23 protein-coding genes are annotated in these 24914 nt (G+C 43.4%); 9 read left to right on the top strand and 14 right to left on the bottom strand.

Annotation, left to right across the window (positions count from 1 at the left end; translation table 11 throughout):
• Positions 1 to 84 precede the first annotated feature (84 nt).
• The gene (locus AAGR14_RS20325; protein WP_342646077.1) at positions 85 to 471 is read left to right on the top strand and encodes a DUF6249 domain-containing protein; all 387 of its coding nucleotides are present in this window, start codon (positions 85 to 87) and stop codon (positions 469 to 471) included.
• A gap of 74 nt (positions 472 to 545) precedes the next feature.
• Here the strand turns inward: AAGR14_RS20325 and AAGR14_RS20320 are convergent, their stop codons facing one another.
• The 4 genes from AAGR14_RS20320 to AAGR14_RS20305 all read right to left on the bottom strand — a co-directional run bounded on the left by AAGR14_RS20320 (position 546) and on the right by AAGR14_RS20305 (position 3985).
• Positions 546 to 1064 carry a DinB family protein gene (locus AAGR14_RS20320; protein WP_342646076.1) on the bottom strand — a complete coding sequence of 173 codons (519 nt, stop codon included), beginning with the start codon at positions 1062 to 1064 and terminating at the stop codon, positions 546 to 548.
• A complete protein-coding gene (locus AAGR14_RS20315; RefSeq protein WP_342646075.1) occupies positions 1042 to 2280 on the bottom strand; it encodes a HAMP domain-containing sensor histidine kinase in 1239 nt (412 codons plus the stop codon). Before AAGR14_RS20315 ends, AAGR14_RS20320 begins: the two co-directional genes overlap by 23 nt.
• Before the next feature lie 245 nt (positions 2281 to 2525).
• Entirely contained in the window at positions 2526 to 3395 is an 870-nt protein-coding gene (locus AAGR14_RS20310) for a YitT family protein (RefSeq protein ID WP_342646074.1), read from the bottom strand.
• An 11-nt stretch (positions 3396 to 3406) separates the two neighbouring features.
• A complete protein-coding gene (locus AAGR14_RS20305) occupies positions 3407 to 3985 on the bottom strand; it encodes an HD domain-containing protein (RefSeq protein WP_342646073.1) in 579 nt (192 codons plus the stop codon).
• Between the two features lie 179 nt (positions 3986 to 4164).
• Between AAGR14_RS20305 and AAGR14_RS20300 the strand changes: the two genes are divergently transcribed.
• Genes AAGR14_RS20300 through AAGR14_RS20290 form a run of 3 tightly spaced genes read left to right on the top strand, consistent with a single transcriptional unit; the run spans position 4165 to position 6920 of the window.
• Positions 4165 to 5469 (top strand): ATP-binding protein, encoded by a 1305-nt coding sequence (locus AAGR14_RS20300; RefSeq protein WP_342646072.1) that lies wholly within the window; start codon positions 4165 to 4167, stop codon positions 5467 to 5469.
• A 27-nt stretch (positions 5470 to 5496) separates the two neighbouring features.
• Positions 5497 to 5877, top strand: a complete 381-nt coding sequence (locus AAGR14_RS20295; RefSeq protein WP_342646071.1) for a response regulator — start codon at positions 5497 to 5499, stop codon at positions 5875 to 5877.
• Positions 5877 to 6920, top strand: a complete 1044-nt coding sequence (locus AAGR14_RS20290; protein WP_342646070.1) for an adenylate/guanylate cyclase domain-containing protein — start codon at positions 5877 to 5879, stop codon at positions 6918 to 6920. Before AAGR14_RS20295 ends, AAGR14_RS20290 begins: the two co-directional genes overlap by 1 nt.
• Before the next feature lie 747 nt (positions 6921 to 7667).
• Here the strand turns inward: AAGR14_RS20290 and AAGR14_RS20285 are convergent.
• From AAGR14_RS20285 to AAGR14_RS20275, 3 genes are all read right to left on the bottom strand, one after another.
• Positions 7668 to 7949: a hypothetical protein gene (locus tag AAGR14_RS20285; protein WP_342646069.1), complete on the bottom strand. Its 282-nt coding sequence runs from the start codon at positions 7947 to 7949 to the stop codon at positions 7668 to 7670.
• A 786-nt stretch (positions 7950 to 8735) separates the two neighbouring features.
• A complete protein-coding gene (locus AAGR14_RS20280; RefSeq protein WP_342646068.1) occupies positions 8736 to 9344 on the bottom strand; it encodes an alpha-ketoglutarate-dependent dioxygenase AlkB in 609 nt (202 codons plus the stop codon).
• Between the two features lie 9 nt (positions 9345 to 9353).
• Positions 9354 to 10112, bottom strand: a complete 759-nt coding sequence (locus tag AAGR14_RS20275) for a DUF72 domain-containing protein (RefSeq protein WP_342646067.1) — start codon at positions 10110 to 10112, stop codon at positions 9354 to 9356.
• A gap of 144 nt (positions 10113 to 10256) precedes the next feature.
• On the opposite strand from AAGR14_RS20275, the gene AAGR14_RS20270 reads away from it, so the two are divergent.
• The 5 genes from AAGR14_RS20270 to AAGR14_RS20250 all read left to right on the top strand — a co-directional run bounded on the left by AAGR14_RS20270 (position 10257) and on the right by AAGR14_RS20250 (position 16688).
• Positions 10257 to 11006, top strand: a complete 750-nt coding sequence (locus AAGR14_RS20270; RefSeq protein WP_342646066.1) for a YdcF family protein — start codon at positions 10257 to 10259, stop codon at positions 11004 to 11006.
• 102 nt (positions 11007 to 11108) lie between these two features.
• Positions 11109 to 12758: an ATP-binding protein gene (locus AAGR14_RS20265; RefSeq protein WP_342646065.1), complete on the top strand. Its 1650-nt coding sequence runs from the start codon at positions 11109 to 11111 to the stop codon at positions 12756 to 12758.
• Positions 12759 to 12877: 119 nt separating this feature from the next.
• Positions 12878 to 14068: a hypothetical protein gene (locus AAGR14_RS20260; protein WP_342646064.1), complete on the top strand. Its 1191-nt coding sequence runs from the start codon at positions 12878 to 12880 to the stop codon at positions 14066 to 14068.
• A gap of 14 nt (positions 14069 to 14082) precedes the next feature.
• On the top strand, positions 14083 to 15747 hold the full coding sequence (locus AAGR14_RS20255) for a hypothetical protein (RefSeq protein ID WP_342646063.1): 1665 nt from the start codon (positions 14083 to 14085) through the stop codon (positions 15745 to 15747).
• 38 nt (positions 15748 to 15785) lie between these two features.
• Positions 15786 to 16688, top strand: coding sequence for a glycoside hydrolase family 25 protein (locus AAGR14_RS20250; RefSeq protein WP_342646062.1), 903 nt, complete (start codon positions 15786 to 15788; stop codon positions 16686 to 16688).
• Here AAGR14_RS20250 and AAGR14_RS20245 read toward each other — a convergent pair whose 3' ends face one another.
• The 7 genes from AAGR14_RS20245 to AAGR14_RS20215 all read right to left on the bottom strand — a co-directional run bounded on the left by AAGR14_RS20245 (position 16689) and on the right by AAGR14_RS20215 (position 24845).
• Entirely contained in the window at positions 16689 to 17927 is a 1239-nt protein-coding gene (locus AAGR14_RS20245) for a sialidase family protein (RefSeq protein WP_342646061.1), read from the bottom strand.
• Positions 17928 to 18031: 104 nt separating this feature from the next.
• Positions 18032 to 19051, bottom strand: a complete 1020-nt coding sequence (locus AAGR14_RS20240; RefSeq protein ID WP_342646060.1) for an LD-carboxypeptidase — start codon at positions 19049 to 19051, stop codon at positions 18032 to 18034.
• A gap of 102 nt (positions 19052 to 19153) precedes the next feature.
• Positions 19154 to 20005: a 4-hydroxy-3-methylbut-2-enyl diphosphate reductase gene (locus AAGR14_RS20235; RefSeq protein WP_342646059.1), complete on the bottom strand. Its 852-nt coding sequence runs from the start codon at positions 20003 to 20005 to the stop codon at positions 19154 to 19156.
• 60 nt (positions 20006 to 20065) lie between these two features.
• Positions 20066 to 20704 (bottom strand): carotenoid biosynthesis protein, encoded by a 639-nt coding sequence (locus AAGR14_RS20230; RefSeq protein ID WP_342646058.1) that lies wholly within the window; start codon positions 20702 to 20704, stop codon positions 20066 to 20068.
• Positions 20701 to 21789, bottom strand: coding sequence for a glycosyltransferase family 2 protein (locus AAGR14_RS20225; RefSeq protein WP_342646057.1), 1089 nt, complete (start codon positions 21787 to 21789; stop codon positions 20701 to 20703). The genes AAGR14_RS20230 and AAGR14_RS20225 overlap by 4 nt, the downstream gene beginning before the upstream one ends.
• Before the next feature lie 2 nt (positions 21790 to 21791).
• Complete coding sequence (locus AAGR14_RS20220; protein ID WP_342646056.1) at positions 21792 to 22415, bottom strand: 1-acyl-sn-glycerol-3-phosphate acyltransferase; 624 nt, start codon at positions 22413 to 22415, stop codon at positions 21792 to 21794.
• 150 nt (positions 22416 to 22565) lie between these two features.
• On the bottom strand, positions 22566 to 24845 hold the full coding sequence (locus AAGR14_RS20215) for a GH92 family glycosyl hydrolase (RefSeq protein ID WP_342648712.1): 2280 nt from the start codon (positions 24843 to 24845) through the stop codon (positions 22566 to 22568).
• Positions 24846 to 24914: the final 69 nt, after the last annotated feature.

Below are 24914 nucleotides of genomic sequence, written 5' to 3'. Positions count from 1 at the left end.
TAAACTGATGTGGTCATAGCTTACAAATCGCCGCAGTTGGTGAGCAAAGCAAATTATATTACTCATTTTAAACACACAAATACAATGGAAGTCTCTAAAGAACTCATCGGAATTTTAGTACCACTCGGCTTTTTTGCCATGATATTCGGTATTGTTTATCTATCAAAACGCGAAAAACTGGCCATGATTGAACGTGGCATGGACCCCCGCCGTTACAAACCTCAATCGGCACCTTTTCAAAACTTAAAATGGGGGCTATTGCTGATTGGTGCCGGTTTAGGCTTGTTTTTGGCTTCGGTATTAGACAGGACCGTATTTAAAGAGTCAATGGACGAAAACGAAGCCATCTATGCAAGTCTGGTAGCTGTTTTTGGCGGATTAGGTTTGTTTATTTCTTACCTCATCGAGAAAAAAGAAGTGTTGGATAAAGCTAAGCCGGCAACTTACGTTGAAGAAAAAGACCTCGTATAATTACCGCTTTTGGTAATCAATCATTAACATCAATGCTTAAAGCAGCTTCTTTATAAGAAGGGGCTTTTTGCCGTTTACAGGTAGCGCTCTTTTAAAATATTCAGATGGTGCAGTTCGTGCCCGGCAATAATGTATAGCAAGGCTCTAACAGATACCATCGAGCCGCTGGCTGTACCTGAAAGCAGCGACTGCGTCTCGGTTACGGTGTTATAGAGAAATAGATTGCCTTCGCGAATGGCTTTAAATTCGGCGGCCAAGTCGGATAGGGTGCGGTTACTCAAGTCAGCGTTGTCTGCATAGGTATTTTCGTCAAATCCGGGCAATGGTGTCTGGTCGCCGCGGAGCAAACGAAGCAGCCGGTAAGCAAAAATACGTTCTGCGTCTATCAGATGATTTAGTAGTTGTTTGATGGTCCACTTGCCTGTTGCGTAAGCATAATCTTGCCGGTCCGGATTGATGCTGCTGAAGGTTTGAAAAGTGCTTTGCTTAAGCGCTGCAAGCAGGTGCAAAATATTTGTATCCTTACCTTCGGCTAAGGCCACATAATTGGCATAAAAGGCCGCGTACTCGTTAGATGGTGGATTCAAAATCATCTTGTGTATTTCTGAGTACAATTCTGAAGGTAGTACCCTTGCCCAATTCAGAATCTTTAACAAAGATATGCCCGTTGTGGTAGTTTTCAACCATGCGTTTGGTTAATGATAACCCCAGGCCCCAGCCGCGTTTACGGGTAGTGTATCCAGGCCTGAAAACCGTAGTAAATTTTGAACGTGGTATGCCTTTGCCCGTATCGGTAACATCAATATAAACCTGGTTGCGTGCTTTACTGGCGGTAATGTAAACTTTAATATTTCCTGGTGCTTCAATGGCATTTACCGCATTTTTTAGTAAGTTCTCTATCACCCAATCAAACAGCGGAATATTCAATTCAGCTGTTAAAAAGCGGTCGCCATGTAGCTCAAAGCTGATTTTATCGCTAACACGAACTTTAAAATAGTCCACAAAGTCTTTAACCACATCGTATACCGAATGGGGTTCAAGTACGGGTTTCGAGCCTATTTTTGAGAAACGGTCGGCTACCACTTCCAGTCGCTTTACGTCGTTGGCCATCTCCACAATCAACGGATCGTCATCAGCATCAAACTTATCCTTTAACAACTCAATCCAAGCCAGTAATGATGATATAGGGGTGCCTAACTGGTGGGCTGTTTCTTTAGCCAGGCCTACCCAAACCTGGTTCTGCTCAGATTTACGCGATGAACTGAACGCCGAATAAGCTACAATTAAAAATATGGCAATAATGGTGAGCTGAATGTAAGGGAATACCCGCAATTGAGTAAGCAGTTGCGAGTCTTTGTAATACACTACCCAATAGCTATTATCAAACCCAGATACTTTAACCCTGATAGGTTCGTGCTGGGCTTTCATATTTTCAAGCTCCTGCTGAAAATATGGCAGATCGTATACTAATGCTTTCTTAGGGTCAATGCCTGGTTCGGGTGGGAGGTTAATAAAAGTTTTAGTAGAGTCTAAACCACGGGTAAACTTAAAATCACCTTTTTCGTCGGTTACAATGGCTGGTACGGTTAAGCTGTCGCGCACAAGAAACACATAATTCAGTTGCTCCTCGTCAACCGTGGTAAAAACCTGTTTCATAGATAACGCCCATACCTGCGCACGAGTACGTTCTGATTTTGCAATGTTTCTTACCAAATATTTGGTGTATAGCAATGAGCAGGCCGCAATAAGTACGGCAAAAAACATTAACAGGTATTTCCAGCGCTTTTTTCGTAGGTAGGGGTTACTCATAAACTGTTTAAAGATAAAACGTTAATGAGTGAAACAGAAAATTTGGTATTGATAAAGGCCATCAAGTTATAATGCTGTAGGTAATAATGCCAAAAACGTATTTTGGTTTCGGCATTAAGGCCTTTAACGTATAAAGGGTAAAAATCTTTTACTGATTCTTTTAAATCTCAAAGGCTGATCTTTGCTGTTACCCGGCTGATCTTCCTCAGTATGGTTTATAAACGCGTTAAGATAAAAAGCCAGTATTAGTGCCTTGCCCGGCGTTTAAGCACACCCCCGGCCGCTTCTTTAATACTGCTGGTAAATACAAAGGCTTTGCTGTCAATATCATGTACCAGGTTGCGCAGGCGACGTACTTCCAAACGGGTAACTACGGTAAAAACAATGTCGACCGGCTGGCTAACATCAAAACTTTCTTTTAAAAATCCGCGCTCTCCTTTGTATACGGTTATGCCCCTGCCTAATTCCATCACCAGGCGCTCTTTAATTACCTGGCTTTGGCCCGAAATGATGGTTACACCCGTATATTCCTCCAAGCCTTCGATCACAAAGTTAATGGTACGCGATGCGGTATAGTAAGTGAGGATAGAATATAACGCAGTAGGCAAACCCAGCTCAACGGCGGCAATTAAAAAAATGATAATGTTGATGCCTAAAATAATTTCGCTGATGGTAAAGCTGATCCGCTTGCCGGTGTATAAAGCTAATACTTCAATGCCATCTAACGCACATCCGCCCCGCATGGCTAGGCCCACACCTATACCCATAAAAACGCCGCCAAATATCGACACCAGTAATTTATCGCTCGTAATTTGCGGGTAATGTACAAACTGCAAACATAAACCTAAGCCAATTACCGCAGCCAGAGTACGAAAGGCAAACCGGCGATTTACTTGCACAGAGCCCATGATAATGAAAGGGATATTGACCAGTACAATTACATAGGCAATATTAAAATGATAAAGCTCATGCAGCAGCAGGGAGATACCGGTTACGCCGCCGTCAAAAAACTTATTGGGAACTAAAAAACCTTTAAGTGCAAAGCCGCAAAATAAAATGCCGGTTATGGTATAGAAGGCATCAATAACCCATTGCGGCAAGTTTAAACCTTTCATTACCCGCAAACTTAATTAATTTTAGCCTTTACCAACGCTAAATTCGCTTCTTTTTTAGCGTCACGCAGCCGTTTAGAAGTACCTGTAAAATAGTGGTGTGCTTCCATAAATTTTACCTGCATCCGGTTCCATTCCAGCTCGGTATGGATAGTGCCGGCGGTTTTTAACTCGGTGAACAATTGGTTTCCGATGCTGAAAAAATCGTCCCGGCCTAGATAATCCAGGTCGGCATCAGCTAATATTTGTTCCACTAAATTATGTGGTGTTTGCGGTATCCGGGTAGCCATAATTATTGCGCAAATTTGTTCAATGTTATGGCTGGTGTACCCATAGGCAGGCAATGCGGCCTTGGCCATCCGGCATGATTCTTCTTCGTGGCCCTGTGCATGTTTCAAAAATCCGGCATCATGATAGCTGGCAGCAGTAAGTAGCAAATGGGTGTCATTTTCTGATAGGCCCTCCTGCCGGGCAATAGCCTTAGCCGTTTGATATACGTCTTTGATGTGATGAATACTATGATAAGTTAACTGTGCGGGCAATTGCCGGGTTAACTGATCAATGATATCTTTAACTGCTTCTTCAAAGCGCATTACACATTAATTTAGGAGGATAAATATATTTAATGATTTGTAATCTGGAAACAAGTCCACGGTTTTACTTCTGTTTAAACCGGATTTTATTGGCGCCATGCCTGTTTAATGGCATGCTATGCTAATAAATTGGTTTAAACTATTACCTTTAGTAACCAAACTAACCGCACTGTAATTGCATGTATTTTTTTAGTTATCTGGCTGCATTCTTATTAATTAAAGATGTTCGTAAAGCTACCAAAACCACCGACCTCTATCTTAAATGGGGTAATTTAATCAATGTATTCAGTTGGATTATTGTAGGGCTCTTTTTAATTACCAAGCGCTATCTGCATGATGGTTTTGATGAAATAGCCGGAGCTGTTGTTTTATTGGGTGTGGTATATTACGTGCAAAATGAGCCGGACTTTAAAAAAATGAAGCCGGTAATCAATTTGCATTATCCGTTAATTGCAATAACCCTCATTTATGGGTTGCTCGAAATATTTAGTAAGGATGGGGAAGTGTTGTGGGAGGAGTATATACAATTTGCTGTACTGGCAGCCTTTGTGTGGATATTTGGCCGGGCAGCTACTTTTCGCAAACAGCAAAAAGAAGTTGAGCAGATTAACGAGAAAAACTCTGAACTGGAAATGATGGTAGCCCAGCGTACTGCCGAAATTACTCAGCAAAAAGAAGCCTTAGAACAAAGCGTACAAGAACTGAAAGCTACCCAGGCGCAACTAATACAGCAGGAAAAACTGGCTTCGCTCGGCGAGCTTACTGCCGGTATAGCCCACGAAATACAAAACCCGCTCAACTTTGTCAACAACTTCTCGGAAGTGAGTATGGAGCTGATTGATGAGATGAACGAAGAACTGGCCAGAGGTGACGCCGAAGAAGCAGCCGCCATAGCCGAAGACATTAAGCAAAATTTGGAAAAAATCCGTCACCATGGCAAAAGGGCAGACGGTATTGTAAAAGGCATGCTGCAGCATAGCCGGGCCAGCACCGGGCAAAAAGAGCCGGCAGATATTAATATTTTGGCTGATGAATACCTGCGTTTAGCTTACCACGGCTTGCGGGCTAAAGACAAAATGTTTAATGCCGAACTGGTTACTCACCTTGATGCCGGGTTGCCTAAAGTAAACATCATTCCGCAGGATGTTGGCCGGGTATTGCTAAACCTGTTTACCAACGCATTTTACGCTACCATGCAAAAAAAGAAATTGAATGGTAGCGATTATAAGCCTACTGTTTCGGTAACTACCCGCGTGCATCAAGATGAGGTAGTGATTACCGTAAGGGATAATGGTACCGGTATCCCCGAAGATGTGAAAGATAAAATTATGCAGCCTTTTTTTACCACCAAACCAACCGGCGAAGGCACCGGTTTAGGCTTATCCCTGAGTTATGACATTATAGTAAAGGGGCACGGCGGAAAAATTAACGTAGAGACTGCTGAAGGTGAATATACCGAGTTTACAATTAGCCTGCCGCTGTAATTAACTTATATTTATATTAGCCGGGATATGAAAATATTGGTGGTAGATGACGAGGCTGATGTGCAGCCGCTGTTCCAGCAGCGTTTTCGTAAAGAGATACGCAATGGAGATATTTCGTTTGATTTTGCACTGTCGGGCGAGCAGGCGCTTTCTTATCTGGAAGAAAGACACTCGGAAGTGGTGCTGATTTTGTCTGACATTAATATGCCGGGCATGAGTGGGTTAGAGTTATTGAGCCGTATACGGCATGATTATAATGCACCGCCACCGCCCGTAGTAATGATGATTACCGCTTACAGTGATGATGAAAACTATCAGCAGGCCATGCAGAGCGGTGCCGATGATTTTTTAACCAAGCCGCTTGATTTTAACCTGCTTAAAGAAAAACTTAAAACGCTTGCTGAATAATGGCCAAGATACTGGTGGTAGATGATGAGGAAGACCTGGAAGTGCTGGTAAAGCAAAAGTTCAGGCGTAAGATTCGCGAAAATGTATATGAGTTTGTTTTTGCTCGCAACGGCGAAGAAGCACTGCAAAAAGTAAAAGAGCATCCGGATTTGGATATCATCCTGTCTGACATTAATATGCCGGTAATGGATGGGCTAACACTGCTCGGCCATTTGCCCGAGGCTAACCCGATGTTAAAGGCTGTAGTGGTATCAGCCTATGGCGATATGCAGAACATACGCATGGCCATGAACCGGGGCGCTTTTGATTTTATATGCAAGCCGGTTGATTTTGAGGACCTGGATGTAACCATGCAAAAAACCATTGACCATGTAAAGCAACTGCAGCAAACAATTAAGGCTATTAAAGAGAATAACATCCTGAAGATGTATGTGGACGAAAATGTGCTGAATTTTATGACGCACAAGGAGTTTGAAAGCAGTTTGTTGAAAAGCGAGGTGTTGAACGCCACCGTGTTGTTTGTTGATGTTTGTGGCTTTACTTCTATTACCGAACAAATACCGGCCAGCACCGTAGTGGCGCTGTTGAACGGGCTGTTTGATAAAATTGTACAAGAAATTATAACCCAGGGCGGACACGTAGATAAATTTATGGGCGATGCTGTAATGGCCGTATTTCGCGGTGATTATCATCTCGATCGTGCTATCGATGCAGCGCTAAACATCAAAACCCAACTGAGCGATCTGGAGGAAATTAATACTGGCACCCATCCATACAAGCCACAGGTATCTATTGGCATCAACACCGGCGAAATGGTGTCGGGCAATATTGGTTCGGCATCTTTAAAAAGGTTGGATTATACCGTAATTGGCGATGTGGTTAACCTGGCGCAAAGGCTGCAGTCGGCCGCCAAAGCAGGGCAAATTTTAATTAACGAAGAGACCTATCAAAAAGCTAAAGCGTCTTTTAGCTGCCAGAAAATAGGAGAGGTGACACTTAAAAATAAAGCACACCCGGTAATGGTTTATGAAGTGCTGGAATAGTTAGTAATTAAAATATTATAAAAAAGCGGCGTACATCACTGGTGATGCACGCCGCTTTTAGTTATAGTCTGAACGTGAGTGTAGATTTTAGAAAATAAACTGCAATATCATAGTAAAGACGCTATTAAATTAACTGCTTTTTAACGCCAGCTTTACGAAGGTTATTTATAAAGTATTTGTACCATAAAATACAAATGAAGCTGTACACCACCATAGTGAAAATATAATGGTGGACGATGTTAAAATAAGTTACTTCATAAAATTTGAGATAAGACAAAATCGTACACCTTAGTATGTTTAATAAAAAAATGCCTGCTAAGCCCATCCCAATATACGTAAGCGTAGATTTGTTTTTAAACGGAAAGCATAAAATGAAACCCACATACAAAACGTACAACTCAAACCCATTGCAGCCGTCGAGTATGAAAATATTGAGTTTTCCATCAATAAAAATTGAAGAATCTACAGTGTCGTGAACTGCATTAACAGCGTGATTTGGTAAAATGAATTGTACCGCACTTGCAGTAAGTGTGCCTAAGTTGCGGGTTAAGTTGGTATCAACAATACAGTGAGGCTGCAAAATAAACGAGTAAAGCAAACTCCATATAATGTAAAAAGCTGCAACCTTAAACAGAAATAGCTTAATAGGCTTGGGTATACTTGCCTTTTTTGGGGATAAGGTATTATTACCAATTGTGTTCAAAATTTATGTATTAGTAAAAATGCTTCCAGCAGGTGTTTAAAGAGTTAAGAAATCAATTCTTTATTTTCTCCGATTTGCGTTTTAAGCAAAAAAGATCCAATGCCTAAACCAACAATAATTAAAAAAATCAAACCTTTATTAATTGGTGCAGCACTGCAGAAATTCCGATTTTGTAAAGCACCACCAATACAACGGCAGCAATTAGCTTGTTGGCCGCTTGGTGATTGAGAGCAAACAGTTCCGGCCGGAAATTGACCGCAATCTTGCGCTTGTGATACAAATGTTGACAGTTGAAACAGGATTAAGAAAAGCAGTAACTTTTTCATAGAAAGTTTTATTTAATTAATATGTAATAAAGTTATGCAAGCGTTGCCATGATTTCAAACTTTTAACAGAGAAAATCATGATATCTTAAAGTTTTAATAATTCTCTTAGATTTAATGAAAATCAGGAAACGTAATTTCTTTTAAAGAAATTTTAGGGTCACCGTAGTCTGCCTTTTAGACAATATGTTTGCTTGTGCTGTTAAAAATTAAATGCTTAGAGAAACTAATCTCATTCACCAGCATATTTTTAAATATGCTATACTTTATTAAATTATAACGCGGCGAGTCAAAACGGTCGTTTTTGTATTTAAAGAAGCTTATTAAGAGATAGAACATACGGTGTTACTGTTTAAATAACACTATGATCAAAGCTAATTTGCCTTTTTAATAGCAAGCATACCTATCGCCGAGCCAGCAAAAATCAATGTAATTAGGCTTGTATTAATAAGAGCATCTTGACAAAAAGTGCCATTTTCCGGATGGCTACCTTTGCATTACAGTAGAAGGTTTAATAGCTTGGCGTAGATTGGGAAGATATAATGTTACTGTTGAAGTTGCCGAAATTTTGGGATTTTGCTTAAAAGAATGGTAGGTTACAGAAAAAGCGTTAATAGAAACGTTTTTTTATATCAATTAAGGGTTATTAGTAGCGTAAAAACTAGAGAGCCGTTTTAGGATAGATGTATTGCTACGCTGCAGATACTATCTATCAGATATTGTAGTCGCTGCTTTTAAAATTTTATGATGCAATTGCTCCAGCTGTAACCATCGAGGCATTGGCTAATATTATTTAATTATTCTGAATGTTAGGTTTATCCTTGCTTTCATAGCAATTGCAGATTTGGCAATACGGTGTTCCCAATGTTGTTGCAGATCACCTTTCATCAGCAACAACGATCCGTTTTCTAATTTAATACTATATTTTTCTGCATGATTTTGCTTGTGCCGTATATCAAAGCTGCGCACTTGTCCAAAGCTAACCGAGGCAATTACAGGCTGTTGGCCAAGTTCATTTTCATTATCGCTGTGCCAGGCAACTGAGTCGTTGCCGTTGCGGTAGTAATTCAGTAAAACGCTATTAAAAGTTATACCGGCAATTGTTTCAACTCTATTTTTGATTGCTAAAAGTTCGGGCGTCCATGGAAACGGATTAAACTTATTGCCAGAGTAAGCATAATTTTTACCGGTATCGCCATACCAGGCAGTAAGCCGTGGCGTAACCATATGTTTGCCATACATGGTAATGGTGCGTTGCTCCCAGGTAATCGTATCTATAAACTTTTGCAGCAAAGCCTGGCTCTCCTCAGCGTTAAATAGGGCGGGGTAATAGTCAAGCAGTTCTGTTGGTAAGCCTTTGCTTTGCCCGGCATCTTCAAAAAAACTCATTTGTGCCATAGCAACCTATTAACAACAACTATTTACCAATTTGTTTAATGTGACCAGGTTTTGAACGGCGGCTCCCATGGTGTTGTTAAAGTAAGTGTACACTGTTTTGCCCTCACTCAGCCAGTCGGTAATATAAGTAGCATATTCGCTCAAAAAATCATCGGTATAACTACCCCGGTAGCCGCCTTCCGGGCCGTGAAAACGTAGATAAATTAAATCCACATTGCTTACCTGTATTGGTGCGGCTGATGCAGGCAGGTCATGCCATACCATAGCCGCTCCGTGTTGCTCAAGCATCTCGTAAATTTGATCAGTATACCATGAGCGATGCCTGAATTCGATTGCTATTGGCCATTGGGCATCCGGGGCTGCTAATTTAATTTCGGTAAGTAAACGGTGTAGCAAGATCGGGTTGCGACTAACACTGGGCGGAAACTGAATTAATAGCGCTCCTTTTTTATTTTGCGCATAATTGATGATATGAATAAAGCGGGCAAGATCTTCGCTTAAAAAGGGATCGCCTTTAGTATGGGTTATGCCTTGCCATAGTTTAAAGGTGAATCTAAAATTATCTTCCGTTTCCTGCGTCCACCGCTCCACAGTGCGAGCCAGTGGTAGTTTGTAAAAAGTACTGTTAATCTCTACGCTGTTAAATAAAGAACTGTAGTAGGTTAAGCGGCTTTTATCTTTAAACGCCTCTGGATAGGCTTGTTTATTAGGTACCGGCAATACCACATTACTGGTGCCTGAATAAAAATTACCTTTATTATTACTCATTATTCCCTTTTGCAAGTTGTACTGGTATCAATAACAAAACTTATCAGCCGGTTTTGTTTGGTAAGCAGGTTGTACATGGGTTGCCGTAGCATGGTGTTATAATTTGCTAAATTGCAGCGTTGATTTAATATTTGGCACAGCCCCATGTTTATCTTATCTAAATTATTACTTATTGCCATCCTGCCTCTCACCTGGGTTATCGCGTTGCTTATTTATGCATTGGTAACAAAAAATAATCGCTTGCGGATAAAATTGCTTTTTACCGGGCTGGTGCTGTTGTTTTTGTTTTCCGTTCCGCTGTTATTAAATACGTATGCCAAACTTTGGCGGTATCCGGCAGCACCATTAAAATCTGGTACGGTTTACAGTTGTGCTATTATTTTAGGCGGTTTCGGGTCAGAAAAACAGGATAGCAGCGGATATTTCAACAGTGCCTCTGATCGGTTTATACAAGGACTAAAATTGAAGGCTACCAACAAGGCATCGCATTTGCTGATTACTGGTGGTAATGCCAGCATTAATCCCGACGGATTTAGTGAGGGGCGATGGGTACAAAGCCAGTTAAAAGACTTTAACATGGCTGACAGCAACGTATTGATTGAAGGCAAGTCGCGCAATACTATTGAAAATGCGGCTTATACCAAACAGTTGCTGGCTGCCCGGCATTTACCGCCGCCTTATTTGCTGGTTACGTCCGACTTTCATATGCGGCGGGCAATGCTCATTTTTAAAAAGAGCGGTATCGATGTAATCCCGTATCCCTGTCATTATATTGCCGGAGTAGAAAAGCAGGGGCTGTATTCAGTGCTTCCGAGTGCGGAAACTTTACATTATTGGGAACTTTATAGCAAAGAAATCGTAGGATATGTGGTGGCGGCATGGCACAAATACTAATGGTGTGCAGGTTTGCCCGGCATAGAGTGGTTTAATGTTCTGGAAAAGAATTTTAAACATTTAAGTTATATATATATTAATGATTTAACATTAAACGATTAGATGGATACGACGGAATCTCAGATGTTCAAGGCCCTGTTCCACCAATCGGCCAGCCCGGTTTCTGTAGTTAAGGCTAATGCGCCCCATTTTACAGTGGTAGCCGTAAACAATCTGTACAAAAGCACATCACAGGTACCGGTAGAAGATATTATCGGCAAACCAGCATTTGAGGTTTACAAACCGTGGGATGCTGCCAGTGCCGAGCAGTTTTTGAGATTAAGAAGAGGGATGGAAGATGCTGTGGCAAAACACGAGGCAGTTGAGTTGCCCATCCTAATGTTTGATGCGCCGGCTGCTGATGGTAAGCCATCTGAGCGGTCGTGGTGGCAAATTACTATCGCGCCTATTACCGACAGCAGTGGGCAGCTTCAGTTTCTTAAATGTATAACCCTTAACGTTTCTGAGCGTGAGCGGGTGAAACTGGAAATACAGGCAGCCCGGGAAAAAGAGCATCAGCTAAATGAGGAAATGCAGGCCATTAATGAAGAACTGGCATCTACCAATGAGGAATTGATGACTACCATTGAAGAGTTAAGGGTTTCACAAGAAAAACTGGCTCAGCTTAACAATGAACTGGAAGAGCGGGTAACTGCGCGTACTGCTCAGTTAGCGGCCAGCGAGCGGCGGTACCGTAATATGCTTAATGCCCTGCCGCAAATTGCCTGGACTACCAACACTAAACCCGAGGTTACTTTTTATAACGAACGCTGGTACGAGTATACCGGCCTAAGCGTACAACAAACTCAGTTATTAGGCTGGAGAGAAGTTATACATCCAGACGACTGGCAAAATTGTGTTGATACTTATCGGACTATTATAAACAGCAATCTTCCTGGTGAATTTGAGGTGCGCGAAAAGGGTGCCGATGGCATATACCGATGGCATTTACTGCGCATACAGCCGGTGCGTAATGAGTTTGGTATAAATGATTTATGGATAGGTACGGCCACCGACATTGATGAAATTAAACGCCTACAACAGCAAAAAGATGATTTTATAAGCATTGCCAGTCACGAGCTTAAAACACCCATTACCAGCTTGAAGGCATCACTGCAGTTAATGGATAAGATGAAAGATGATCCATCCAAAACTATGATGCCGAAACTCATTTTGCAATCGCGCAAAAGTATACAGCGGGTAAGTACGCTTATAGAGGATTTATTGAACGTGAGCAGGCTGCAGCAAACGCAAATCACTTTAAATAAAACTAATTTTATACTATCGCAGCTGTTAAGCGCATGTGCCAATCCAATTGCTATACTCGGTAAGCAAAAAGTAAATATTACCGGTGATGTAGAGTTAGAAATATGCGCTGATGAACACCGGATAGATCAAGTGGTAACCAACCTGGTAAATAATGCAGTAAAGTATGCTCCCGACTCAGAATGTATTACTTTACACATCGAACAGTGTGACAGTATGGTGAAGGTATCGGTTATTGATAAAGGGCCGGGCATACCTCCAGATAAGATCCCTCACTTGTTTAACCGTTACTACCGGGTAGAATCGTCGAGTTATCATATCTCTGGTTTAGGCTTGGGCCTCTACATCAGTGCCGAGATTATCAAACAACATGGGGGCGAAATCGGTGCAGATAGTAAGCCGGGGCAGGGTAGTACATTTTGGTTTACCTTACCACTGTGCGATTAGATTGTTGGGATACCTATTTATCTAGTGCAATTTATAATTTCAATTATTGAAAAGTCTTACCAGTTAATAGTTTGTTGAGAACTATTATTTAGTTAGTTTTAAGCTGACTAAGAAATTCAATGAGCTCTATAACTTATCCGGCTGGCGCAGCCGAAACTAAAACTACTGCTACTCGTACCGGTACGCTGCCTTTTTATATTTACGCTGTTGTTTTTGCATCGTTTAGCATTGTAGTAGGTTTGGTGTGGGATATATCCTGGCACATGAGTATAGGGCGCGATGGTTTGTTTTCGCCGCCGCATTTGGCTACTTACTTGGGGGCCGTTACTGCCGGCTTATTTTCCGGCTACCACGTTTTACGGTTAACCTTTGCCGGCCATGCTGGCGAAAAACAGGAATCTATACGTTTCTGGAGGTTTTTTTATGGTTCGTTAGGTGCATTATTCTGTATCTGGGGAGCCTTTACCATGATTACTTCGGCTCCATTTGATGACTGGTGGCACAGTACCTTTGGTCTGGATGTGCAAATACTCTCGCCCCCGCATACGGTGTTGCTATTAGGTATGATTACCATACAGTTTGGGGCTATGGTGAGCGTGATGGCGCTGCAAAATCGTACAGGTGGTTCTGCTAATTTTAATAAGCAAACTTTATCATGGTGCTTTACATTGTCATCAGGATTTTTACTGGTGATGTTGTTTACTATAGCTTCTGAGTATTTAGGTCGCCAAAGTATGCATGCGAGCGGATTTTATGTGGTAAGTGCCATGTTGTTTCCATTGTTTATGGTAGCGGTATCTAAAGCCTCTGCTACCCGATGGGGGGCAACTTATATGGCCTTGGTGTATATGGTTTTTATGGCCATAATGGTTTGGGTATTGCCACTATTTCCGGCCGAGCCTAAGTTGGGCCCGGTACAAAATCACATTACACATTATCAAAGTTTTAATTTTCCACTATTGCTTTTATTTCCGGCGCTGGCTATCGACCTCTTTAATCAGCGCCTCAATGGACTATCATTATTGAAGGCTTTACTCATCAGCATTGCCTTTGTGTTTATCTTATTTGCTGTTCAATGGCCGTTCGGCAGTTTTTTAACCACTACTTATGCCCGTAACTGGTTTTTCGGCACTACATCCTGGTATTTTGGCTCAGATCCAAATCATAAATACCGTTACGCATTTGCACCAAACGCTGTATCAAGTGCAGGCGACATGGTTAAAGGATTAGGTATCGCTATAGCTATTGGCACCATTTCATCGTGGTTGGGCCTGGTATGGGGTAGTTGGATGAAATCAGTTAAACGTTAAGCAGCATCAAGCTCATGAAAAAGATTTTCCTTTCTGTAGGCTTGCTCATTTGCCTTTGTATAAACGCCTGGGCGCACGTGGGCAGCCCCGGTGTAACCTTCGAAGGTGGTGCCGGTCCGTATAAGTTAATTGCCAATATCAATCCGCCCGACGTAATACCGGGCACCGCTGCTGTAACTGTTTATTTAGAGGGTGCAGCTAAAGGTACACACGTAAGCGCCAGGCCCGTATATTGGTACGCTGGCGCAGACGGTACGCCTAAAGCCGATGTTGCCGAGCCTTCGACTACCGAGCGAGGACGCTTTGATATAAAAGTATGGTTAATGAGCACCGGTACTTCCAGTATCGAGCTTGCCATTACCGGTCCGCAAGGTAAAGGTACGGTGGTTGTGCCGGTTATGGCGGTATCAACCGCTAAAAGAACCATGCCGGCCAGCTTAGGCTGGGGTCTTTTCGCCATGGCAGTTTTTTTAGTAATATTGATGGTGACCATTATCAGCTCGAGTGTAAGCGATAGCCAGTTAAACCCTACCGAGCAGTTAACCAAGCGCTTGCGCCGCCGCAGGGTAACAGGTGCTTTCGGTGCTGTAGTGGTGTTGGGATTAATTTTATGGGGAGGTTATTCCTGGTGGAATGCCGCTGCAGCAAGCTATAATAAGTACTTGTACAGGCCATTGCAGGCCAGCACTACTTTAAATAACCAAAACGGTTTGTTAAAATTTACCATCGATACTGCTCAGCTTAACGAATTAAGCCGTTCGCGCAGAGGTAACCTTACCCGCAAAATGAATTACCTGGTGCCCGATCATGGTAAACTGATGCATATGTTTCTGGTAAAAGCTGACGCTTTGGATGTATTTGCCCACCTGCACCCGCGCCGGGCCGATTCAGTAACTTTTGTTACGCAGATACCAAATTTACCCGCAGGTAAATACTGGATATATGCAGATATTACCCGGCTAAGCGGTTTTGCAGAAACCATTATTGATACATTGAGTATACCGGAAACGATATACCGTCAGGCCAGCAACCCATCACAATTAAGCAGGATTGCTGATAAAGACGACACATATTTTATAACCAACCCTATAAATAATAAAAACTTTACCCGGCCAAGCGTGAACGCAGTTATGTGCGGAGCGCCCGGTGTTGAAACCAAATTACAGGATGGTACCTCGGCCGTATGGGTGCAAAGGCCGGGGCAAGATTTAAAAGCAGGCCAGCTCACTGAACTTACCTTTGAGATGCTGGACGAAAACCGTAAACCGGCTAAACTTGAGCCATACCTGGGCATGATGGCGCACGCCGTTATTTTAAAGGATGATGGCAGTGTATATATCCACTTACATCCTTCAGGCAGTTACTCTATGGGGTCTCAAAAAGCACTGCTCGATAGGATGGCTTTTCATCAGCCACTGGATAAATATTTACCTGCACCCCAGGTTTTTGCCGATAGTGTGAACCGTATGGTGGCCAGCCTGGATGCCATGAATGAGGGTGAACGTAACCAGTTGTTAATGGCCGGCATGAAGCACGGCAACGCCGGCAGTAACGAGCATAGTGCTCATCAAATCAGTTTCCCTTACACTTTTCCGCAGCCGGGTAAGTACCGTATATGGGTGCAAACTAAACGCAATGGCAAAATATTAAACAGCGCATTTGATGCTGATGTGAAGTGATTGTTGGCAGTGTAACTTTTGGGTGCTAACTTTGTAAGGTGCCAGCCCCTAAAAGTTCCGATCCTGCAAAAAAGAAAGTAACCCCTATAAAGGCAGTTGCTAAAACATCCCGGCGGGCACCTTCTAAAGTTATAAAAAAGGCAAACCAGCCCGCTGTTTTTCCCTGGAAAAAAGTGATTGCAGGTGCGCTGCTTATTCTGTTGTCTCCATTTTACTATGGGTACGTAGTAGGCTTCTTTTCGTCAACCTGGCGATGGGCGTTTAACATTGGCACCTCAACACATTACCGTACGTACAAAAGCTTTGGTATACGTATTCCCACCCGTTATCACATTCATGGTATTGATGTGTCTTATGCGCAGGGCCGTATTGACTGGCGCAAGGTGCGTGCGATGGAAGAGGACAGTGTGCGCGTTAGCTTTGCCTTTATTAAGGCTACAGAAGGTTTGTTAACCGTTGATCCTTATTTTAAACGTAACTGGCGTGAGGCGGCCAAAACAGGCATCCGGTGCGGGGCTTATCATTACTTTCGCCCAAAAAAGAGCGGTTTGTGGCAAGCCCGGTTCTTTCTTCAAAATGTAAGGCTGGAGAGCGGCGATATGCCTGCCGTGGTAGATATTGAAACGTTGGACGGTAAGTCGCCTGCCGAAATGCGTAAGCAGCTTACAGACTTTTTATTGCAGGTAGAGGCAAAAACTCATGTCAAACCAATCATTTACTCCGGTTTAAGTTTTTACAAAGATTACCTGGAAGACTATTTCCCGGAGTATAAATTGTGGATAGCTCATTACAACAAGGCCGAACTCAAAGCCGGTAAGAATACCAACTGGTGGTTTTGGCAGCATTCAGAAACCGCCCGTGTTAACGGTATTAACCACGCCGTTGATTTTGATGCTTTTAAAGGTGACAGTGCAGCGTTCGAGCAATTTATGATACAATAATCAGCGTACTTTGGCTAACTGTCCCTTATTAAGTATTTCGCGTTTGATATGGCCTTCTTTACACCATATTTCACTGTGTTTATCTTTAAAATTATAGGTGCTTACTGCTAAAACGGTGCTATCGTTTTTTAAGAATATTGAATTAAAGTAGGCGCCTTCGTTGTTAGGTAAGTTTGGCCAGGGGCATGATGTATTTGAAAAACTCCGTGCCGAGCTATTGCCTATCAGTACCAGCATTGTATTTTTTTTCCATTGCGTATAACGCTCTATAGGCCGGCCGCCGGCATCTTGCACCGATATCAGTATTTCGCCGGTAGGCAGTTGGAGCATATAAGGGGCGCCGCCCCACACATTGGCGGTGCCGCACCAGCGCCTGCCGTTGCTTTCAGAGCCTAAACCCCGGTAGCGCCATTGCGCATCAACCGACGACCAGATAAAGCAGGGCGACTGATGATAATAAACAGACTCAAAGGCTACCACAACACCCTTGCCATCTTTTAATACCAACGGTGTGGCCATACCATCACGCCGTTTACTGCTAAAGGCAATGTCAATCGGCGTTTGCCAGTTTTTGCCGTTATCATCAGAAGAGGCCATCACAATCTTTTGCTCATGTCTGCCTCTTGCTTTTTTAGAGCTGGACAGTTCTGTCGAAAAAAACATCTGTATGGTACCATCAGGCAACTGAATCATGGCTGGTTCCCATGATCGGCCCGAGGCTACAATTAGCGGTTTGCTCCAGGTACTGCCCGCATCTTTGCTGATGGTTACCTGTATATTATTGTGCGTGCTATCGTCGGGCTTGCCGCGGCCGGTGTAAGCTAGCAAAAGCCATCCGTTCTTAAGTGTCAATAATTCGGGGGTAGAAAAGCCGTAGTACCTGTTTTGGCTATTGTCGGGTACAATTATTTTAGGTGGTTGCCAGTTGTTGCCGTTATCATAACTCCGGCGCATTACGATGTTATCCCATTCGTTGCCTTTGCCTCCGCCATGATAAGTGAGTATCAGCGTATCCTGGTTGTAACGGTGTACCCGGCCATACTCAGCAAAATAAATATCGTGCGAAATTTTCCGGGCAGCTGTATCCCAAATAATCTTTACGTTCGGGGTATCATTGTTTAAGGCCGGGTGCTCATCAGCAAATATCTTTTTTGTGGCGAGTTTGCTATTTTGCCCGCACCTTGTGCACGATGCAATGCCCGAAATAAGTAAGATGAGTATTTCCCACTTTAAAATCATTAATGCGCTTGGTCAAAGTCTCTGTTTTATTACAGAATTACAGTTGTATGCTTATGCTATCAAACTTTAACATCAAAACCTGCGCGGTGTTTTAAACGTGGTCATCAAGCTTCGGTAAGCGTTCCGCCGGTTTGAGTTACCTTTAAAGAGTGCGTTATTCCGCACTTCAACGCAAAGTTGTTTTTTTGATGCCCAACCGGAAAGTCAAAGCATACCGGAAATTTATAACTCTTTACCCGGTCTAAAACTACCTCATACAAAGTTTTGCCAAATTCGTCATCAGGTTCGTCGGGCTTTACTTTAAAGCCACCCAAAATTAAACCAGCAAGTTTATCGAGCTTGCCACTGCGTTGCAGGTTATACAACATACGGTCTATGTTGTACAGATATTCGCCGGTATCTTCTAAAAAAAGAATTTTACCGTCTGTACTGATGTCCGACCGGGTCCCGGTTAGTGTGGCTGCAATGCTTAAATTGCCTCCAACCAATGGTGCGACAGCCGCTCCCTGACGGTTAGATGTGGATGACGGCGAAGTGTAGCTCATTCTTTGCCCGGTTAACGCCTGTTTAATTGACAGAATAGTTTCAACCTGGATAGGCTCAGCCAAGCTCCAATTATCCGGAAAGCTGTTGCACATTTTGCTATGCAGGGTAGCCACATGGCAGTTGGTATGAATATGGTTATGTAACACCGTAATGTCGCTAAAGCCAATCACCCATTTCGGATTGGCCATAAACCGACTAAAATTCAGCTGGTCAATAATATGAACTGCACCATAACCGCCCCGGGCACACATAATAGCTTTAATGGTAGGGTCATCCAGCATCTGCTGCAGGTCTGCCAGTCGTTCGGCATCAGTTCCGCCCATTGTAAAATCGCGCTTGCCTACCGTTTGCCCTATTTTGATGTTAAAGCCCCAACTTTGCATTAATTGCACGGCCGGTTGTACGGCTTCTGTTTTTATATAACCGGCCGGGCAGGTAATGCCAATGGCATCACCTGGTTCTAAATAAGGCGGTATACCTATCTTTTTGGCAGCGATAGCGGTATTAGCCGATGCTTTTAAAGAGGTAGCTGCAACAGCGACGGGAATAAGCGAGGATATAAAATGTTTGCGGTTCATGCAAAAGCAAATAAGGTAAAAAAGCGCTTATTATTAAGCGCTTTTTTACCTTATAAATTCCTTATTTAAAATTCTGTTTAAGAATTTGATGAGTGCGGTTGATTAATATTTTTCCAGTTCTGCTTTTACTTGTTCCATTAACCACATAGGGGTGGAGGTAGCACCGCTGATGCCAACTGCATCACCCGGCAAAAACATGTCGGGGCTAAGTTCGTTTACCGCCGAAACAAAATAAGTATTAGGATTATATTTTCGGCAAACTTCAAACAGCACCTTGCCATTTGATGATTTTTTGCCGGATACAAAGACAATTTTATCAAACTGGGTAGCAAACGCGTGTAAATCTTTGTCGCGGTTAGATACCTGGCGGCAAATGGTGTCATTAGCTTTTACCTCGTAGCCGCGCTCAATCAGTTGTTCTTTAATGTGATAAAATTTATCAGTGCTTTTGGTAGTTTGGCTGTATAAAGTAATTTGCCGCGGTAACTCTACGGTATCCAGTTCTGCTAAATCCTGGAATACGATGGCCTCGTTATTAGTTTGCCCTTGCAGGCCAATTACCTCGGCATGGCCATGCTTGCCAAATATGATGATGTTTTCTTTATTATCGTGCGATGTTTTGATGCGGTTTTGCAGCTTGAGTACTACCGGGCACGAGGCATCAATCAAAGTAATATTGTGTTCGAGCGCTAACTGATAGGTAGATGGCGCTTCGCCATGCGCGCGGATCAGCACTTTTTCGTTGTACAGGTTTTGCAGGTCGGCATGGTCAATAATGCGCAAGCCTTTAGCTTTCAAACGCTCTACTTCCTCGTCGTTATGCACAATATCGCCCAGGCAATACAGGTAGCCCTCTTCGGCCAGTATTTCTTCGGCCATGTCAATGGCATATACTACACCAAAGCAAAAGCCCGCATCCTGATCTATCTGTACCTTTAACTGATATGCTCCCATAATTCAAAATTACAACAAAATATAATAACACTTCGTCTGTGCGGGTACAAAGCTTATGGCTTAAACCTTTATCTGTAACAATACAAAGAATATAAACTGCACCAATAACAATATCGGGGCTACAATGCTCTGCGTTTTAAATTTAAAACTTTCAAAAATCCACAAAAAAGCAGCGCTAACACCAAACCAGCAGAGGTAGTTTTTTAACGGAACGGTGTGATTAACCCATGTCCAGTAATCAAATTTTATGGCAACCGGTTCAATCAAAATATCCAGCAAAACCAATAGCGCTGCCCCAATCAAAATACGGAAAAGCATTGATTTTAGCCTAAACCTTTGCATTAAAACGCCTGCGGCATAAACAAGCATCAGCCAGTTTACGCCAATCATTAAGGGAATGTCGGCTACCTTAACCCCAAGTGTGCCACCATATTGGTACCGGCCAAACAGCCAGTTTTTGTGCACGCCAATCCATTCTGCAAAAATGCCTAAGCAAAATATAAGCAGAGCAAATGCCCAGAAGCGATTATTCAGGCGGTAATGGTTGGCCAAAATAACCAACAGCATTAAAAGCAAATGGAAAGGAACCAGTTTTAAAAACAGCGGCGTTAAAGCCAGTACAAAAAAACCAACCAGTCCCACCACATGAAACAGGATAATGACAGCAACAGAAACAGCGATTTTGCGGGGTGGCATCATACTCGGCGGCCTTTCCAAGTATGATTGTTGGTGAGCTGATTTTGAATGGCCACCAAGCCTATAAGCAGTAAATTGAACATTTGAAACGGATGCAAGATACTATTAAACCACGCATTTTGCCCCGAAGTAAGTGAAATCATTATACGACTCAATATAATTAAACCGCACATCATTAAAATAAGGGGCAGATTAAGCGTCATAATCACCAGTAACGGCCCGCCAATAACCAGTACCAGGTAACATAAAAAGCCAATGATGCTGTAATTAAATGGTGCCAAAAAGTTTTTGCTGAATCCCTTAATAGCATCATTATAATTGGTATACATGCGGCAGCTGATAAGCCCGTTAGCCAAGAGACTTTCAGCCGGTAATCTTTCTAATTTAACCAACTTAATGATTTCAATGTCCTCAACCACGCGGTCTTTTGACTGGCGGTGCCATTGGTGTTGCCGGTATAGCGCGGCATTAAATAGCATGAACTGACCGCTGGCTGCAGCAAATGCCGGGTTTCTGAGCAGGTAAATGAGCCGGACGGGTAATAAGTTGAGCAATATATAATGCATTAACGGAACCACTGCCTTTTCGCCAAAAGAGCGCATATCCTGGTTGGTAAATAAGCTGAGTAGTGCCAGTTTTTTAGACTGCATACGATGGACAGCGCTATTTATTAAGCCATCATAAATTTGCTCATCAGCATCTAAAAACAGCATGTAGCTGCCCCGGGCGTATTGGGATAGTTGATGACAGGCATAAGGTTTGCCCAACCACCCCTCTTTAAGCGGTTCGCCTTTTACTACTTTGAAATGTGAACGGGTAGCGGAAAACTCCTCGCAAATAGTATACGTAGCGTCGGAAGAGTCGTCGTCCAGAATAATAACTTCATAGTCCTGGTAATCTTGCGCATCAATGGATTGGAGCAGGGTAAGTATATTTTCTTCTTCGTTGCGGGCGGGTATAAGGATAGATACTAGATCGTGGTAGCGGCGGTTAACCCGGCGCAGTTTAGGGTCTGATATAAAATTGAACAGCGTTACGGCAAAGCGCAGAATCAGGAAGATAAAAACAATGGCTAATGCAATAATCACGTTTATAATACAATTTGAGTTTGAAGCAGTTTGGCCGATTCATAATGCTGCTGAAACATTTCTTTCAATTCATCAATGTTTCCGGCAGCTGTATCCGGATGCTTTTGTACATAAACGTTGATGGTAGGCTTTTTATGCTGAAAGTACTCAATAAAAGTAGCGGCAAACACATACTGAAACTTGCCCGCCGCCTGTTTGATAATTTTAAGCAGGCCCCGCTCAAAATGAATATCATCAACAAAGTTGGAGTAAAGCCTGGCTTGCGGAAAAACCAGCACCAGATTTTGCGGGTCTTGCAATAATTCAGATGCATAGTTAAGCGACTCAATCATCGACCGCGAGTTTTTAACTACTGAAAAAGCCCCCATGTATTTCAGAAAAAATACCCGCTTAACGGTATCTTCTAAAATCATGATATGAAATTTTTTTTTAAGCAGTTTATAATTGAGCCAGTACAGTAAAAAACCGTCCCACCAGCCAAAATGATTGGCCAGTAACAGTATAGATTTATCCTTATCTATCTCCAGCGCATTAAAATTGAAGGCCTTAAAGTTACTTTTAATCAGATGCCCTATGTAGTGATGAAAAAAACGATGGATTAGCGGATTATTTTTAGGATAGATCATGTTACCGGCAAGATAAGCAGCTTAAGCAAATCTACCACTACGGTAACACAATTTCCTGGCGGGTGTTCTGTCATCCTCATAAAACAGTAAAGCACAATCACGGTGTGTGATTGTGCTTTGTGGAAGTCAGTTTTGAACTTTACTGGATATTTAAGCGTGTTTACTGCTCATGTAGAAGGTAAGCTCGCCGCCGTTGATGATATCAGCGTGTTTGATGGAAAGGCCGGTTAAGGGCTTGCCGTTTAACAGCACTTTTTGCACATAAACGTTTTTATCGCTCTGGTTTTTCACCGTTACGGTAAAGGTTTTGCCGTTTTGCAGGTGCAGTACTGCACCGTTTACCGCCGGACTGCCCAAGGCGTATTCCTCATTACCCGGCGACAGCGGGTAAAAGCCCAGGTTGGTGAAAATAAACCAGGCACTCATCTGCCCGGTATCATCGTTGCCGCCCAAACCATCGGGGGTTGGCTTATACATTTTAGGCAGAATCATGCGCACCCGTTCCTGGGTTTTCCAGGGCTGGTTGGTCCAGTTGTACAAATAAGCCACATGGTGCGATGGTTCGTTGCCATGCACGTAGTTGCCGATGATGCCGTCGCGGGTGATGTCTTCCGTCTCCTCAAAAAATTTATCGGGCAGGTGCATGGTAAACAGCGAGTCCAGGTAGGGTACAAACCTTTTATTGCCGCCCATCAGCTCAATCAGTCCTTTGGGATCTTGCGGGGCAAACAGGGTATAGTTCCAGGCATTGCCCTCAATAAAGCCCTGTCCGATCGTGGTGAGCGGATCAAACTTGGGCCGGAAGGCGCCGCTTTCCAGCCTGGGGCGCATAAAGCCGGAGGCTTTGTCGTACACATTTTTATAGTTTTGGGCACGCTTGCTAAACTCCCGGTAAATATCCTGCCTATTAAGCTTTTGCGCTAACTGCGCAATACACCAGTCGTCATAAGCATACTCCAGCGTGCTGGAAACCGATACCCCGTTACGCTCGTCGGGGATGTAGCCTTTATCTATATAGTAGCCAATGCCTTCATAATCGCGCTTGCGGGCCGTAGTTACGCAGGCCTCCAGCGCCTTATTCACATCAATGCCCTCCGTATTGCCTTTGATAATGGCATCTGCCACAACCGATACGCTGTGGTAACCCGACATGCACCAGTTTTCGTTACCCGAGTTTGACCATACCGGCAGCATGTGCTCGGGGCTTTGCTCGTAATGGGCCAGCATGGATTTTACCATGTCGTTATTACGTTCGGGCGCAATAATATTAAACAGTGGGTGCAGCGCGCGGTAAGTGTCCCACAGCGAGAAGGTGGTATAGTTGGTAAAACCTTTGGCCGTGTGTACGTTTTGGTCCACGCCCTTGTACTGCCCGTCGGTATCCATGTAAATGGTGGGGTTGATCAGCGTATGGTATACAGCCGTATAAAAGTTTTCTTTGGTAGCACGGCTGTTGGTTTGCACTTCTATTTTGTGCAGCTCAGTTTCCCACTGCTGCTGCGCGGCGGCTTTGGTTTGCTCAAAGCTCCAGCCCGGCACCTCAGCCTGCATGTTAGCCAGGGCGCCATCCATGCTTACCGGCGAGAGCGCCACCTTGATCTTTACCTTTTCGCCTTCAGCGGTTTTAAAGTCAAAGTAGGCTTTGATGCGCTGACCTGCTATTTCCGGGAAGTTGCGGGTTTGGTTAAACTTACCCCAGAAACCACGGTATACCTCGCGCGCCGATTCGTTGCGGAAGCCATGGCTCACAAAAGGTTTAGAAAAGCGCATGGCAAAATACAGTACCCGGTTTTTAGCCCAGCCATTGGTTTGCCTGAAGCCGGTAACCAGGCTGTCATTAACCACATGGAGGTAAGTCCAGACGTTTTTATCCGGGTAGTTATAAATGCCGGCGGTTAAGTCGAGCACAATATGCGATTGGCCTGACTGCGGGAAGGTATACTGGTGGAAGCCTACGCGGGTGCTGGCCGTCATCTCGGCCTGTACGTTATAGTCGTCCAGCTTCACTTTATAGTACCCGGCCTGGCTGACCTCGTTTAGGTGCGAAAACCGCGAGCGGTAGCCGCTGCCCGGCTTGTCAGCCGTGCCCGGGTTAAGCTTTACGGGGCCAACCATGGGCATCACTAAAAAGTCGCCTAAATCGGAGTGGCCGGTACCGCTAAAGTGGGTATGGCTAAAGCCGGTGATGGTCTTGTCCTCGTACTGGTAACCGGCGCAATATTCATAAACCTTAGGGTTGTACTTGCCGTTCAGCTCGTAATCTACGCTGTCTGTTTCGGGGCTGAGCTGCACCATGCCAAACGGAACAGTGGCACCGGGGTAAGTATGCCCCATGCGCTGGGTACCGATGATTGGCTTTACATAAGACACCAGTTTCTCCACACTCCGGCTTTGAGCCGTTACATTAAGTGCCTGTGTTAATATTAGAATTAGAGAAAGGTTAATTTTTTTCAATTTAGACAGTATTAGATGCTCAATATAAAACATAATTGCCGTATT

Source organism: Mucilaginibacter sp. CSA2-8R (assembly GCF_038806765.1).
Taxonomy (GTDB): domain Bacteria; phylum Bacteroidota; class Bacteroidia; order Sphingobacteriales; family Sphingobacteriaceae; genus Mucilaginibacter.
The sequence above is the reverse complement of the archived record's forward strand: the minus strand, read 5'-3'. Positions and strand labels throughout refer to the sequence as shown.

Coding starts and splice junctions, on each gene's coding strand:
- AAGR14_RS20325 (WP_342646077.1), top strand. CDS start 85: ATGGAAGTCTCTAAAGAACTCATCGGAATTTTAGTACCACTCGGCTTT.
- AAGR14_RS20320 (WP_342646076.1), bottom strand. CDS start 1,064: ATGATTTTGAATCCACCATCTAACGAGTACGCGGCCTTTTATGCCAAT.
- AAGR14_RS20315 (WP_342646075.1), bottom strand. CDS start 2,280: ATGAGTAACCCCTACCTACGAAAAAAGCGCTGGAAATACCTGTTAATG.
- AAGR14_RS20310 (WP_342646074.1), bottom strand. CDS start 3,395: ATGAAAGGTTTAAACTTGCCGCAATGGGTTATTGATGCCTTCTATACC.
- AAGR14_RS20305 (WP_342646073.1), bottom strand. CDS start 3,985: ATGCGCTTTGAAGAAGCAGTTAAAGATATCATTGATCAGTTAACCCGG.
- AAGR14_RS20300 (WP_342646072.1), top strand. CDS start 4,165: ATGTATTTTTTTAGTTATCTGGCTGCATTCTTATTAATTAAAGATGTT.
- AAGR14_RS20295 (WP_342646071.1), top strand. CDS start 5,497: ATGAAAATATTGGTGGTAGATGACGAGGCTGATGTGCAGCCGCTGTTC.
- AAGR14_RS20290 (WP_342646070.1), top strand. CDS start 5,877: ATGGCCAAGATACTGGTGGTAGATGATGAGGAAGACCTGGAAGTGCTG.
- AAGR14_RS20285 (WP_342646069.1), bottom strand. CDS start 7,949: ATGAAAAAGTTACTGCTTTTCTTAATCCTGTTTCAACTGTCAACATTT.
- AAGR14_RS20280 (WP_342646068.1), bottom strand. CDS start 9,344: ATGGCACAAATGAGTTTTTTTGAAGATGCCGGGCAAAGCAAAGGCTTA.
- AAGR14_RS20275 (WP_342646067.1), bottom strand. CDS start 10,112: ATGAGTAATAATAAAGGTAATTTTTATTCAGGCACCAGTAATGTGGTA.
- AAGR14_RS20270 (WP_342646066.1), top strand. CDS start 10,257: ATGTTTATCTTATCTAAATTATTACTTATTGCCATCCTGCCTCTCACC.
- AAGR14_RS20265 (WP_342646065.1), top strand. CDS start 11,109: ATGGATACGACGGAATCTCAGATGTTCAAGGCCCTGTTCCACCAATCG.
- AAGR14_RS20260 (WP_342646064.1), top strand. CDS start 12,878: ATGAGCTCTATAACTTATCCGGCTGGCGCAGCCGAAACTAAAACTACT.
- AAGR14_RS20255 (WP_342646063.1), top strand. CDS start 14,083: ATGAAAAAGATTTTCCTTTCTGTAGGCTTGCTCATTTGCCTTTGTATA.
- AAGR14_RS20245 (WP_342646061.1), bottom strand. CDS start 17,927: ATGATTTTAAAGTGGGAAATACTCATCTTACTTATTTCGGGCATTGCA.
- AAGR14_RS20240 (WP_342646060.1), bottom strand. CDS start 19,051: ATGAACCGCAAACATTTTATATCCTCGCTTATTCCCGTCGCTGTTGCA.
- AAGR14_RS20235 (WP_342646059.1), bottom strand. CDS start 20,005: ATGGGAGCATATCAGTTAAAGGTACAGATAGATCAGGATGCGGGCTTT.
- AAGR14_RS20230 (WP_342646058.1), bottom strand. CDS start 20,704: ATGATGCCACCCCGCAAAATCGCTGTTTCTGTTGCTGTCATTATCCTG.
- AAGR14_RS20220 (WP_342646056.1), bottom strand. CDS start 22,415: ATGATCTATCCTAAAAATAATCCGCTAATCCATCGTTTTTTTCATCAC.